We start from the raw sequence: 13,715 nt of genomic DNA, 5'->3' as shown, positions 1-13,715 counted from the left end.
ACGTGTTTCGAGCAGTCTTTGGCGAAAACCCCGCCGGGATCAAGCTGGCGGGGCGGTGCCGGTTCGCTGCTGACGGGGTGCAGGGCCGGGCGCGATCGGTGGGCATCCGGCCGGCTTTGGGTCCCGAAGGGCGCGAATCTGTGCAGGACTGCAAGCCCCCCTGTGCAGATATAGACAGTTGATCCGGCGGGAACTCGAAGGCATGATCGTCTCCGCAACGTCGCAAACTTAGAAGAATCATTGCGCGAGACTTCAATAATGAGACGGCCCGTGGTCGGCGTGATCGGAAACGCCCATCGCATCGAAAATCGTTTCACAGTCCAGATGGTCGGGGAGCGCAACCTTCGCGCGGTTGCCGAGGTGTCGGGCGCGGTGCCGCTGATGTTCGCGGGCAGCCCCGAAATCACCGAGGTCGGCGCCTTGCTCGACGTGGTCGACGGGGTGGTGCTGACCGGGGCCCGCGCCAATGTTCATCCGACCCGCTTCAACACCGAACCGTGTGCCGCCCACGAGCCCTACGATATCCATCGCGACGACGTTGCACTGGCGCTGTCGGAGGCCTGCGTCGCGCGCGGCGTGCCGATCTTCGGCATCTGCCGCGGCCTGCAGGAGATGAACGTTGCTTTCGGCGGCTCGCTGCATCCGGAGATCCGCGAGATTCCCGGCCGCATGAACCACCGAATGCCGCGGCTGGAGAACGGCGAGATCCATCCTGACCCGACCGTTGTGTTCGCCGACCGTCACGACGTCGCGCTGACGCCGGGCGGCGCGTTCGCGAAGATACTTGGTCGTGAGACCATTCGGGTCAATTCGCTGCACGGCCAGGGCATCCTCAAGCCCGGCAAGCGCGTCGTGATCGAGGGCATCGCCGAGGACGGCACCATCGAGGCGATCCGCATCGCCGATGCGCCGGGTTTTGCGCTGGGTGTGCAATGGCACGCCGAATACGATCCGCAGCGCAATCCGATCAACCGCGCCCTGTTCGAAGCCTTCGGCGACGCGCTGCGCGAACGGCGGCGGGCGGCGTAGGACGGTTTCACCGCCACCGTCCCTGCGCGTTAATCACGACGTCGTCTCCGAAAAACGCGCTGTCGTCCCTGCGAAAGCAGGGACCCATGCTCTGCGGCAATTATTGTGGAGGGGACTCGTCGTTGCGGCACTGCTCAACAATGACCATCGGTGGTTATGGGTCCCTGCTTTCGTAGGGACGACACCGAATGTGTGGCGTCGTCTGTCCGTCGGGTCGGTTTGTCGCACCTCGGTTCGGGAAGCCATGAAGGACGCAGGGCTTCCTTTAGGCAATCCATGGGAGCCGAGCGGCAGGCGAGCAGATCGTCCACTCAGGCGTCACGAACGCAAAGTGTGTTGTCCCCGCAACGTCACAAGAGTTCCGTTGAGCATCGCACCTGTTGGGACTTCACTGTGTGGCGAATTCCCCGTTTAATAATGGCGGACCTGAGGCAAAGATTTTACCACCAAGACGTTCATTTGAGATCAGGTTCAAGAGGCCGCTGACCAGCGCCAGCGGCCTCTTCGTGTTGCTTCATTGATCGCAAAGTGCAGGTATCGGCCGTTGCCGCGTCGATGGCGCGCAGGAAGCAGCACGTCGCGGCATTAGCGCACTGACCATGGCCATGCCGGCGGTTGCGGTTTGCTGGTGGCGTGCGGCCGCGGCGGGGCTGGCGCCGGTTTGCGCGTCTGGGCAACATTGCCCGACGGCCGCGGGCGCGGCAGTGGTATTTCCGGGGTTACCGTTGGCTGTTCGGGGCTCACGTTTGGCTGTTCGGGGCTCACCTTTGGCTCTGCGGCGTTGGCGATGACACCGGCCAGCTGTTCCTGGCTTGCGTTGAGCCGTTCGGTGACCGTCTCGCTTTCGCGCGCCATCTGATTCTGGGTCGCCTTGATCTGGTCGATGATATCTCTGCTGCGTGCCATTTCTGCTTGGCTCGCTTCGAGTTGGCTTGCGACATTCTTTTGGTCGCGGACCAATTGTTCTTGCCTCGCCTCAAGCTGTTCGACCGCCTGCCTCAAGGCAGCGAGATCGCGCGCCATCGGTTGAAGCTGCTGCGCCAAGTCGGAAGAAAGTGCGGCGGCAGTCGGCGCAACGTCTTTCGGTGTGGCGTCTTTCGGCGGGGTTTGCGCAGGAGGTGAGGAGTGGCCAGAGGAGGCCACCATCGCCGTGTCGCTGGGTGACGACCACCACCAAGCAGCGCCACCAATGCATGCTGCCAGCACAGAACCGACAATGGCCAGGTGGCGCCAATCCGCCAATCGATGAACCGCTTCTAGCGGCGCGTGAAACGCTTTCTTGCTGGTCGGCGGGCCGGAAGGGCTGACTCCTGCTTCGCGCGCGAGGTTCGAAAGCTGCTCTTCCAAGCTCACGAGCCGCCCTTCCGCGACCCTGTCATTCAGCATGGAATCCATTTTGTGCTCCGTATCAAATGCAAGGTCACCCGCCTTGGGAGCAGATCCGCTCTTCGGCGCGCTAACATTCAACGGGACCCAGATGGGTATTTGCAGCTTAAGCTTACGAGGGATGAGGATGCGGCCTGCACGTCACATCGTCTCTCTTTTTGTAAGCTCATCCTTCCTGAACTGTCCCGACGATTTTGGCCGAGATATGGTTCGTCCGCAATCGGGAACACCGCTTGCCATGGGGCGCTCGAGCTCGTGGATCGAGGTCCTGTTCGGCCGCCTCATGACAGCGAACGCGACCATCTGATGCATCTCGCAGCCGAGGCACGTTGCTTCGAGGTGCGTAGTCGGCGTTGGGAGCGTCGCTAAGCGCCGGCGAGGGCCTGGCTGGACCCTGAAACGCCGGATGCGGAGCGTTCCATGTTTGGCACGCGATCATGCCGGCATCCTGCTGGGGCGCCCGGCCGACAGTAGTGCCAAACATGTACCCCGGGCTCCTCCCGCAAATTCTAGCAGGTTGCGTTGCGCTGTTGGCGAGACCGCCCGTCGACAGGTCGCGGCTAGTCTTCCTCCGGTATCGAGCGCGCGCCGGAATTGGTCCTTCTCCGTACTAATACGGATACGAAAGTGGCGGATTGCTGCGCCGGACTCGGCTAAGCAACAGGGATATTTGCTCCGGCGCCGACGACCCTTTCCGAATACTGCTTTTCCTTTTCCATTTTCGGGCGCAGCCGACACGAGGGGTTGGTCGGGATGAATTTGTCGGGCCGTCTGGCGATGGGGATGATGTTTCCCGTCGCCGCGCTCCTGCTCGCGCTGGGCTTCATCCATGGCGTGACCTGGCCGGGCGTTCTGCTCGCCGGTGGCGCGGTTGCGGTGGTATTGATGACGGCTGAGATGATTGCGAGATCGCTGTCCAGGACGCCCGCCCAGCTGGTGCGGGCGGCGGAGGCGCTGTCGCGCGGCCAGCAGGTCGCGCTCGGCTCAGGCGATGACGGCGAGACCGCTCAGCTCGCGGTGACGCTTGCCGAATTGTCGGCGCAGCTGGGCAGCAGGCAGCACCTGCTGGAGAAGACCGTCGAGAGCATCCGCGATCCGGTCGTGGTCGCCGACGAGCACGGGATGATCGTGATCGTCAACGCCGCGGCGCGACGGCTGTACAGTGTCGAACCCGGTTTTGATACCCTGACCGGCGTTCGCACCTTCCAGAACTATTATTCCGACGGTACCACCGTGATGCCGATCCCGGACACGCCGATGGCGCGTGCGCTGCGCGGCAATGACGTCGACGATTTCGAGTTGATCGTCAAACCGCAACCGCCGCAACCGGCCGTCTTCCTTGTCGTCAACGCGCGGCCGCTGCGCGACGATACCGGCAATCTGCGGGGCGCGGTCGCCGTGCTGCACGACGTCACCGCGCAGCGGCGGGCACACCAGGCGCTGGTCGAGAGCGAGCAGATGGCGCAGGCCATCGTCAGGACCGCGCTCGACGCCTTCGTCCAGACCGACCAGGACGGCTTCATTCTCGACTGGAGCCCGCAGGCCGAGGCGCTGACCGGCTGGACGCGCTCCGAGGCGGTCGGTTATCGGGTGGTCGAACTGGTGTTTCCGGAGGAGCTGCGCGTTGCGCACCGGCAGCGGATCACCCGCTTCCTGCAGGAGACCGCGGCCGGCGGCATGGGCATGCGCTATGAAACGGCGTGCCTGCACCGCGACGGTCACCGGTTCTATGTCGAGGTGTCCCTCAACGCGCTGCGCCGCGGCGATGGCTGGATCATCAATTCCTTTGTCAGGGACGTCAGCCAGCGCCGGATCGCCGAGGAGCAGTTGATCCAGGCGCAGAAGTCGGAATCGCTGGGGCGGCTGACCGGCGGCATCGCGCACGACTTCAACAACATGCTGACCGTGATCACCGGCACGATCGAAATCCTCGCCGACGGCGTCAAGGACAATCCGCAACTTGCCGCGATCGCCAAGCTGATCAGCGATGCCGCCGATCGCGGCGCGCAACTCACCTCGAGCCTCCTGGCATTCGCGCGCAAGCAACCGCTGCAGCCCGGCGAGACCGACGTCAACGACCTGGTCGGCGAGGTGGTCCGGCTGCTGTCGCAGACGCTCGGCTCGCAGACCGAGATCAGGACGGAGCTCGGCCGCAATGCCTGGCTCGCCTTCGTCGACCGCAGCCAGCTTGGTGCCGCGCTGGTCAACCTCGCCATCAATGCGCGCGATGCCATGCCTGACGGCGGCACGCTGACCTTTGCGACCTGTAACGTCCAGCTCGGGATTCCCGACGCCGTGGCGTGCGGCGTCGAGCGCGCCGGCGATCATCTCGTGATCGAGGTGACCGATACCGGCACCGGTATTTCGCCGACGCATCTAGAGAAGATCTTCGATCCGTTCTTTTCCACCAAGGAGGTCGGACAGGGCGCCGGGCTCGGGCTCAGCATGGTGTTCGGCTTCGTCAAGCAAAGCGGCGGCGGGATCGAGGTCAAGAGCGAGCAGGGGCGCGGCACCATCTTCAGGATCTATCTGCCGAAGGCCGACGGCACCGCACAGCGCGCGGCGGAGGAGGACGATCTGCCCGTCAGGGGCGGCGACGAGACGATCCTGTGCGTGGAGGACGACCCTACGATCCGAGACTATGTCACGGGCCAGCTCGAAAGCCTCGGCTACAACGTGCTGGTCGCGGCGAACGCGGACGCCGCGCTCGAAATCGTCAAACGCGGCACCGCGTTCGACCTGCTGTTCACCGATATCGTGATGCCCGGCAGCATGAACGGCCGGCAATTGGCGGAGACACTGATGGCGGGGCGCCCGGCACTGCGGGTGCTGTTCACCTCGGGCTACAGCGATGGCGTGCTGCCCGCGCAGCAGGGGCGTGGCGGCCACGGCATTCCGCTGCTGACCAAGCCCTATCGGCGCGGCGAACTGGCGCGGATGCTGCGGCGCTGCCTTGATCTTCAGGTCGACTTTCAGGGCGATCCGGTTCCGCAGCCTTATTCCGTGCAGCCCGATCTCGAACGCTTCCTGCGCGAGAATCCGCCCGCGAAGACGTAGACCGCGGCGTGCCTGGATGCCAATGGGTCCGCAACGCGCGGCCCGATGATAAACTGCGCGAGACCCATCACCCGCTATTTGACGGGTTTCGCTTCGCTCTACCCATCCTACGCGCTAAGCTCCCGCGACAAAGGCGCGGCCGGTCAACGGCCCGATCTCAGGGAGTATGGAATGCAGGACCACAAATGGTCGAGGCGCGACTGGCTCAAGGTGACGGCGGCCACCGCCGCCGGCATGGTATTCGCGGAGCCGCTGCGCGCGGCGGCGCCGCCGGCGGAAGCCGTGACGCCGGAGCTGATCGCAGCCGCCAAGAAGGAAGGCAAGATCTCGTTCTACAGCGCGCTGGAACTGAACACGGCCGAGCGTCTCGCGCGTGACTTCGAGCAGAAATATCCCGGGATCAGCGTCCGCGTCGAGCGCTCCGGCGCGGAACGCATTTTCCAGCGGATCGCCCAGGAGCAGGGCAGCGGCATCAACGCCGTCGACGTCGCCAATTCCACCGATCCGGCGCATTACCTCGACTGGAAGAAGAACGACTGGCTCGCGGCCTATGTGCCGGAGGACGTCGCCAGACATTTCCCGGCCGACCAGATCGATCCCGACGGCACCTCGGCGACGTCCTGCGCCTGGTTCGAGGTGATCGGCTACAACACCGAGCAGGTGAAGCGCGAGGAGGCGCCGAAGAGCTACGCCGACCTGCTCGATCCCAAGTGGCGCGGCAAGATCGTCAAGGGCCACCCGAGCTACTCCGGCGCGATCATGACCGCGACCTTCGTGCTGGCACGCGACCTCGGCTGGCCGTATCTGGAGAAGCTGTCGCAGCAGCGGGTGATGCAGGTGCAGTCGGCGGCCGATCCGCCGAAGAAGATCCTGCTCGGCGAGCGCGCCGTGATGGCCGACGGCAACGACTACAACCTCGTGCTGGCCAAGGATCAGGGCAAGCCGGTCGAGGTGGTCTATCCGGCCGAGGGCGCGCCGCTGATCATCGTCCCCAGCGGCATCTTCAAGAACGCGCCGAACCCGAATGCCGCGCGGCTGTTCCAGAGCTATTTCTTCAGCGCCGAGACCCAGCAGATGCTGGCCGACGAATTCGCGCACCGCTCGTTCCACGCCAAGGTGAAGGAGAAGGCCGGGCACGTGCCGCTCGACAAACTGAAGATGCTCAAGGCCGATCCGGCCCAGGTGCAGGTGCAGTCCGAGGAGATCAAGGCAAAGTACGCGAAGCTGTTCCGGGTGTAGTTCAAGCCCCGTAGGATGGGGGTAGAGCGCAGCGAAACCCATCGCCTGTGCGAGGGGCGAGAGGATGGGTTTCGCTGCGCTCTACCCATCCTGCAGATCTAATTGGCGTCATTGCTTCGTCGCTGCGCTCCCCGCAATGACGCGGATAGCGCTCGGACCGTCCGGGCGGGGCAATGAGGGGCCGCGGTCGGCTAACCACCCACTTCCGCGCTGAGCATGGGCCCGAAGAGCTCCCATCGCTCGCCCTTGAGTCGTCTGAGCTGCATCTGCTTGATCGGCGCGAAATCGATAGGGCTGGTGTTCATCGTGATGCCAGGAAGCAGGTTGGTGGTCCGGAAGGCCTTCAGGTTCGCGGCCTGCTTCATGACGTTGGCGCGCGTGAGATCGTCGCCGCACTGCTTCAGCACCTGAACCAGCGTCTGAGCGGCATTGTACCCTGTCACGATCAGGCTGTCGGCCCGATTGCCCTCGGGGAAATATTTGGAGAGATACTCGTCGAACGCCTTCATGCCGGGATCGTCCTTCCATTGCGGATCGAGCGGATCCATCAGGTAGGCCACCGAGATAATGCCTTGCGCGTTCTCGAAGCCGGCGGGCTGGATCACGGCACCGAGCGAGGAACCGACCGAGTTGAGGATGTGCAGCGGCTTCCAGCCGATCTCGGCCGCCTTCTTGATGGCCTGCGCCGCGAATTTCGGTGTGGCGATGTCGACGAATACATCGACGTTCATCGATTTCATCTTGACGATGTGCGTGTCGATCGTCGGCTCGGCTACCTCATACGCATCCTCGATGACGATCATCGACGCCGCCTTGTCGCCGAGGCCGTCCTTCAGGCCCTTGAGATAGTCCTTTCCATAATCGTCGTTCTGGTAGAGGACCGCGATCCTGCCGCCCGGCTTTTCCTTCAGGATGTGCTTGGCGTAGATCCGTCCCTCGCTCTGATAACTGGGCTGCCAGCCGATGGTCCACGGGAAGTTCTGCGGATCGTTCCACTTGGTGGCACCGGTCTGAATGAACAGCTGCGGTACTTTCTTCACGTTCATGTATTTCTGAATCGCGCCGTTGGATGCCGTGCCGAGAGAGGCGAAGATCAGCAAGACCTCGTCGCCTTCGACCAGCTTGCGCGCCTGCTCGACCGTCTTCGGCGGACTGTAGCTGTCGTCGTAGGAGATGAAGTTGATCTTGCGGCCATTGATGCCGCCCTCGGCGTTGATCTTGCGGAAATAGGCCGCCTGGGCCCGGCCGCTGGTGCCGTAGGCGGATGCCGGCCCGCTGTAGGGCATGATGTTGCCGATCTTGATTTCAGTATCGGTTGCGCCGGTGTCGTATTTCTTCTGTGCGAATGCGCTGCCGGCACAGACAGCGAGAATGGTGATGGCGGTCGAAAGCGCCGCCATTCGTCGAGCGACGAAAGACATCTCGTTTCTCCCCATGCAGAAAAATGAATGTGTGTTTTATCGGAGGCCGCTTTCGGGTCCTTGCCGGCAGTGAACACCCGGGCCCAGGCGTTGTCGATCCCGGAAACACAACCTTGTATGCTGTTCGCAGCACGTCATCAGGTTCGTCAGCGTTGCTGACCGTAGTCTTCCGGGCTTCCTGCGATCAGGCCGCGCGCATCGACCGCTGCGCGCGATAGGCCTGCGGCGATGTCAGCATGAGCTTGCGGAAGGCTTTTCGAAAGCTGCTTTCGTCCTCATAGCCGGTGGCGCGGGCGATCGCCTTGATCGGCTGCGCCGTGGTCTCCAGCAGCGTGCGGGCGTGCTCGACGCGGCGGCGCATGATGAAGGCCTGCGGCGGCTCGTGGGTCAGTTCGCGGAAGCGGCGGTTCAGCGTGCGTTCGCTGAGGCCGAGCGCGTGTGCGAGGCCGCGCACCGTGATCGGGGTCTTGCCGGTGCGGCGCACCAGCATGTCCGCTTTCATCAGCAGCGGATCCTGGCCGAGCATGTAGCCGAGCGGCATGAAGATCGCCTGGGTGCGCTGTGCGGTGTCGATCACCGCATAGTCGGCGCAGACTTTTGCGACCTCCGCGCCTTCGACGAGCTCGATCAGCCGCAGCAACAGATCGACCCACGACATCGGGCCGGCGGCGCAGACCAGGCGATCGGACTGCGTGATCACGGCATCGCCGGCGAGATCGACCTTGGGATGGCGGCGGCGGAGCTCGCTCTGCAGCCACCAGGTGATGGTGGCGCGGCGGCCGTCGAGGAGGCCGGCATTGGCGAGCAGCAGCACGCCGCTGCAGAACGCGCCGATCAACCGGCCGCTGGCATGCTGCCGGCGCAGCCAGGCGCCGGCACGGTCATATTGCGGTTGCAGGCGCTCGGCGGTGAGATGATCGACGAGGCTGCCCGGCACGATGATCGCGTCGCACGCCGTCCGCCTGCCCACCGCGCCATCGACGGCGAGCAACTTGCCGCCGCCGGCGCGCACCGCCTTGCCGTCGAGCGAGAGCGTCTGCCAGCTGAAGCGCGCCTTGCCGCCGCGCAGCTGCATCACGTGGTTGGCGAGGGTGAGGATGTCGGCGATGCCGGCGACCGCCGATTGCATGCAGCCTTCCAGCGCGAGGATCGCAAGCTTCATGGGACCTCCGGATTTCGCCGTCATGCTAGCCGATCAGCGCGATCGGGCGGTGGCAGATATTGCCCGATCTCTGTCCGATCGGCCACTGCCTGATTGTGCCGCGCCGGTCCATCTTCGCTGCGTTGTCACACCCTCAGCAATGGAGAGAGACCATGCCTTACGTCACCATTTCCACCGTCCGCGGCATCTTCGATGTCGCGCAGAAGCAGGCGCTGCTGGAGCGCGTCACCGACCTCATGGTCGAGATCGAGGGGCAGGGTAACCCGGACTTCCGCCGCAACGTCTGGGTCAAGATCGAGGAGGGCGAGCCGGCGAGCTGGTCGCTCGGTGGCATGATCCCGACGCCCGACATGATCGCGGGCACCTTCGGCGCGCTCGACGCCGGCGGACGTCGGCTCGCCAAGGCGAAGGCGTAACCTTCCTTCGTAGGATGGGTAGAGCGAAGCGAAACCCGTCATCTCAAGGCTTGCACCGGTGCGATGGGTTTCGCTTCGCTCTACCCTTCCTACGCACCGTTCTCACCCAAAAACAAAAGGCGCTTCCAGTGGAAGCGCCTTTCGCATTTCGTAGGTAGCCGTAAAGCTTACAGCGAGTAGTACATCTCGAACTCGACCGGGTGTGGGGTCATCTCGAAGCGCGCGACCTCGGTCATCTTCAGCTCGATATAGGCGTCGATGAAGTCGTCGTCGAACACGCCGCCGTTCTTGAGGAACGCGCGGTCCTTGTCGAGGCTCTCGAGCGCCTCGCGCAGCGAGCCGCACACGGTCGGGATCTGCTTCAGCTCTTCCTTCGGCAGATCGTAGAGGTCCTTGTCCATCGCCGGACCCGGATCGATCTTGTTCTTGATGCCGTCGAGGCCAGCCATCAGCATCGCGGCGAAGCCGAGATAGGGATTGGCCATCGGGTCGGGGAAACGCACCTCGACGCGCTTGGCCTTCGGGTTCGCCGTGTAGGGGATGCGGCAGGCCGCCGAACGGTTGCGGGCAGAGTAGGCGAGCAGCACCGGAGCCTCATAGCCCGGGACCAGACGCTTGTAGGAGTTGGTCGACGGGTTGGTGAAGGCGTTGATCGCCTTGGCGTGCTTGATGACACCGCCGATATAGTGCAGGCAGGTTTCCGACAGGTCGGCATATTTGTTGCCGGCGAAGGTCGGCTTGCCGTCCTTCCAGATCGACTGGTGGACGTGCATGCCCGAGCCGTTGTCGCCATAGACCGGCTTCGGCATGAAGGTGGCGGTTTTGCCGTAGATGTGGGCGACCTGGTGGATGCAGTACTTGTAGATCTGCATATGGTCGGCCATCAGCGTCAGGGTGTCGAACTTCATGCCGAGCTCGTGCTGGGCCGACGCCACCTCGTGGTGATGCTTCTCGACCTTGACGCCCATCTTGGCCATCGCGCCGAGCATCTCCGAGCGCATGTCCTGCACCGAGTCCTGCGGCGGCACCGGGAAGTAGCCGGCCTTGGTGCGGATGCGGTGGCCGAGATTGCCGCCCTCATATTCGGTCGCCGAGTTGATCGGCAGCTCGGAGGAGTCGAGGCGGAAGCCGGTGTTGTAGGGCTCGGCCGAATAGCGCACGTCGTCGAACACGAAGAACTCGGCCTCGGGGCCGACGAACACGGTGTCGCCCACGCCCATCGACTTCACCATCGCCTCGGCCTTCTTGGCGATGCCGCGGGGGTCGCGGTTGTAGGGCTCGCCGGTGGTCGGCTCGAGCACGTCGCAGGTGATAACCATCGTGGTCTCGGCGAAGAACGGGTCGATCGTCGCGGTGACCGGGTCGGGCATCAGGCACATGTCGGATTCATTGATCGCCTTCCAGCCGGCGATCGACGAGCCGTCGAACATCGTTCCCTCGGCGAAGATGTCATCGTCGATCATGCTGACGTCGAAGGTGACGTGCTGCCACTTGCCGCGCGGATCGGTGAAGCGCAGGTCGACGTATTTGACGTCGTTGTCCTTGATCGATTTCAGGACGTCTTTGGCGGTCTTCATGAATACCCCTTATGGATGTGCGGGTCGGTTTCCAGCGGAGAGCGACGTTATTCCCGCTTTTGGCGAGTTCGTGTGACTACACAAACGAAATCAGGCTGCCGAAGCAGCCTTTTTTCTCTTTTGCCGTCAGAAAATCCGGATAGCACCGCCCTTAAATAGCGTCCAGCCCGGATTCGCCGGTCCGGATGCGGATGGCTTCCTCGATGTTGGAGACGAAGATCTTGCCGTCGCCGATCCGGCCGGTCTGCGCCGCGCGGCGGATCGCGTCGATCGCCTTCTCGACCAGGTCGTCGCCGATCACGATCTCGATCTTCACCTTGGGCAGGAAGTCGACGATGTATTCCGCACCGCGATAGAGTTCGGCATGGCCCTTCTGGCGGCCAAACCCCTTGGCCTCGGTGACGGTGATGCCTTGCAGTCCAACTTCCTGGAGCGCTTCTTTCACCTCGTCGAGCTTGAAGGGCTTGATGATGGCTTCAATCTTCTTCACTGAGCGCCTCCCGGGCATTGCAGATTGCAGGGTCGAGTTCGATGCGCGTGGGGCGCAGTCTGGTTGGTCTTAAGCCTTCCGGCCGGTGGCCGGAAACACGCGCAATGGTCGCATGAAGCGGCCTCGCGCGCGGCTTCCTCAAAAGCAGGGTCTATGCCAAGTTGTTAAGGTCCCCGATTTCGGAATGTTATCAGCCTTTTAACAGGCAATCGGCTGATATCGAACCACATGGGCTATGATATCCAAGCCCAACAAATAGGCAAATAGATCAATCCGTATGCAGTCGGCCAGTAGAAACCCCGCGAACGTCACAGGAATTGCCTCTCGAAAAGGCGAAGCGATTGAGGATTCGGCATGGACGTTCTGACGACGACCGAGATGGAACGCGCCGACCGGCTGACCATCGCAGCCGGAACGCCGGGCTTCGCGCTGATGATGAGCGCCGGCCAGGCCGTCGCGGAAGCCGCGATGGACCTGGTCGAGGAGGGGCCGATCGTGGTGGTCGCGGGCCGCGGCAACAATGGCGGCGACGGCTTTGTCGCCGCCGCCGAGCTCGCCGCGCGCGGCCGCGAGGTCTCGGTGATCCTGCTTTGCGAGCGCGACAGCCTGCAGGGCGACGCGGCGCTGGCGGCGAAGGGCTGGAAATATCCGGTGCTGCCGTTCAATCCGCAGGCGCTCGGCAAGCCGGCGCTGATCATCGACGCGCTGTTCGGCGCCGGCCTCAACCGGCCGGTGAAGGGCGATCCCCTGGAGATGATCGCGGCCGTCAACGCCAACGGTACGCCGGTGCTGGCGGTCGACCTGCCGAGCGGCATCAACGGCACGTCGGGCGCCGTGATGGGCGCGGCCGTGCAGGCGACCGAGACCGTCACCTTCTTCCGCAAGAAGCCCGCGCATCTGTTGCTGCCGGGCCGGATGCATTGCGGCCGGGTGCGCGTCGCCGACATCGGCATCGCTGCGCAGGTGCTCGACGAGATCAAGCCGCTGACCGCGGAGAATGCGCCCGAGGCCTGGCGCTGGTCGTTCCCGGTGCCGCGGATCGACGGCCACAAATACGCGCGGGGGCATGCCGTCGTGGTGTCGGGCGATCTCGCCTCGACCGGAGCGGCGCGGCTTGCCGCGCGCGCGGCACTGCGCGCCGGCGCCGGCCTCGTGACGCTGGCCTCGCCGCGTGATGCGCTTGCCGTCAATGCCGCGGCGCTGACCGCGGTGATGGTTCGCGCGGTCGACAACCCGATCCAGTTCGCCGAGCTGCTTGGCGACAAGCGCCTCAATGCCTGCGTGATCGGTCCGGGCGCCGGGGTCAGCGCGCGCACCCGCGACTTCGTCCACACCGCGCTGTCGGCGCAGCGGCATCTGGTGCTTGACGCCGACGCGCTGACCAGCTTTGCCGGCGCGCCGGACCGGCTGTTTGAGGCGATCAAGGCAAGCGACGGTCAGCAGGTGGTGCTGACGCCGCATGAGGGCGAGTTTCCGCGGCTGTTCAGCGATATTTCCAACAAGCATCCCGGCCGTTCCAAGCTCGAGCGCGTGCGCGCGGCGGCCGAGCGCTCCGGCGCGGTGGTGCTGCTGAAAGGCGCCGACACGGTGATCGCGTCTCCCGACGGCCGCGCCACCGTCGCCGCCAACGCGCCGCCGTGGCTCGCCACCGCCGGCGCCGGCGACGTGCTGTCGGGCATCATCGCCGGTTTCCTGGCGCAGGGCGTCGCGGCCTTCGAGGCGGCCAGCATCGGCGTCTGGATGCACGGCGAGAGCGCGAGCGAGGCGGGCCCCGGCCTGATCGCGGAAGATCTCACCGAAGTGCTGCCCGCCGTGTTCCGCCGCCTCTATGACGAGTTCGGGATCGAGTATTAGGCGGTTCACACGCGCCGACATGGATGCGCCGCCCGCGTGCATCGCGCGGCATTCGATCTGGCGCTACCGTGACACGCGGGCCTG

At 64.3% G+C, this 13,715-nt stretch carries 10 protein-coding genes; 5 read left to right on the top strand and 5 right to left on the bottom strand.

Going from position 1 to position 13,715, the window contains the following annotated elements; all coding sequences use genetic code 11:
* Positions 1 to 258 precede the first annotated feature (258 nt).
* Positions 259 to 1,029, top strand: a complete 771-nt coding sequence (locus ACVWY5_RS18630) for a gamma-glutamyl-gamma-aminobutyrate hydrolase family protein (protein ID WP_028333934.1) — start codon at positions 259 to 261, stop codon at positions 1,027 to 1,029.
* Positions 1,030 to 1,614: 585 nt separating this feature from the next.
* Here ACVWY5_RS18630 and ACVWY5_RS18625 read toward each other — a convergent pair.
* Positions 1,615 to 2,424 (bottom strand): coiled-coil domain-containing protein, encoded by an 810-nt coding sequence (locus ACVWY5_RS18625; RefSeq protein ID WP_028333935.1) that lies wholly within the window; start codon positions 2,422 to 2,424, stop codon positions 1,615 to 1,617.
* A 744-nt stretch (positions 2,425 to 3,168) separates the two neighbouring features.
* On the opposite strand from ACVWY5_RS18625, the gene ACVWY5_RS18620 reads away from it, so the two are divergent.
* Entirely contained in the window at positions 3,169 to 5,472 is a 2,304-nt protein-coding gene (locus ACVWY5_RS18620) for a PAS domain S-box protein (RefSeq protein WP_051376119.1), read from the top strand.
* A gap of 171 nt (positions 5,473 to 5,643) precedes the next feature.
* Positions 5,644 to 6,711: an extracellular solute-binding protein gene (locus ACVWY5_RS18615; protein ID WP_028333936.1), complete on the top strand. Its 1,068-nt coding sequence runs from the start codon at positions 5,644 to 5,646 to the stop codon at positions 6,709 to 6,711.
* Between the two features lie 191 nt (positions 6,712 to 6,902).
* Here ACVWY5_RS18615 and ACVWY5_RS18610 read toward each other — a convergent pair whose 3' ends face one another.
* Positions 6,903 to 8,132 (bottom strand): ABC transporter substrate-binding protein, encoded by a 1,230-nt coding sequence (locus ACVWY5_RS18610; protein WP_028333937.1) that lies wholly within the window; start codon positions 8,130 to 8,132, stop codon positions 6,903 to 6,905.
* Positions 8,133 to 8,316: 184 nt separating this feature from the next.
* Entirely contained in the window at positions 8,317 to 9,294 is a 978-nt protein-coding gene (locus tag ACVWY5_RS18605; RefSeq protein WP_028333938.1) for a helix-turn-helix domain-containing protein, read from the bottom strand.
* Positions 9,295 to 9,446: 152 nt separating this feature from the next.
* On the opposite strand from ACVWY5_RS18605, the gene ACVWY5_RS18600 reads away from it, so the two are divergent.
* Positions 9,447 to 9,710, top strand: coding sequence for a tautomerase family protein (locus ACVWY5_RS18600; protein WP_028333939.1), 264 nt, complete (start codon positions 9,447 to 9,449; stop codon positions 9,708 to 9,710).
* Positions 9,711 to 9,877: 167 nt separating this feature from the next.
* Here ACVWY5_RS18600 and glnA read toward each other — a convergent pair whose 3' ends face one another.
* Positions 9,878 to 11,287: a type I glutamate--ammonia ligase gene (glnA, locus tag ACVWY5_RS18595; RefSeq protein ID WP_028333940.1), complete on the bottom strand. Its 1,410-nt coding sequence runs from the start codon at positions 11,285 to 11,287 to the stop codon at positions 9,878 to 9,880.
* A 151-nt stretch (positions 11,288 to 11,438) separates the two neighbouring features.
* Positions 11,439 to 11,777 carry a P-II family nitrogen regulator gene (locus ACVWY5_RS18590; protein WP_011441447.1) on the bottom strand — a complete coding sequence of 113 codons (339 nt, stop codon included), beginning with the start codon at positions 11,775 to 11,777 and terminating at the stop codon, positions 11,439 to 11,441.
* A gap of 354 nt (positions 11,778 to 12,131) precedes the next feature.
* Here ACVWY5_RS18590 and ACVWY5_RS18585 point away from each other — a divergent pair, with 354 nt between their 5' ends.
* Positions 12,132 to 13,631 carry a bifunctional ADP-dependent NAD(P)H-hydrate dehydratase/NAD(P)H-hydrate epimerase gene (locus ACVWY5_RS18585; RefSeq protein WP_028333941.1) on the top strand — a complete coding sequence of 500 codons (1,500 nt, stop codon included), beginning with the start codon at positions 12,132 to 12,134 and terminating at the stop codon, positions 13,629 to 13,631.
* Positions 13,632 to 13,715: the final 84 nt, after the last annotated feature.

It is taken from the genome of Bradyrhizobium sp. USDA 3256 (genome assembly GCF_054058275.1).
Note: the sequence above shows the minus strand (reverse complement) of the source record. Positions and strands in the feature narration are given on the sequence as shown.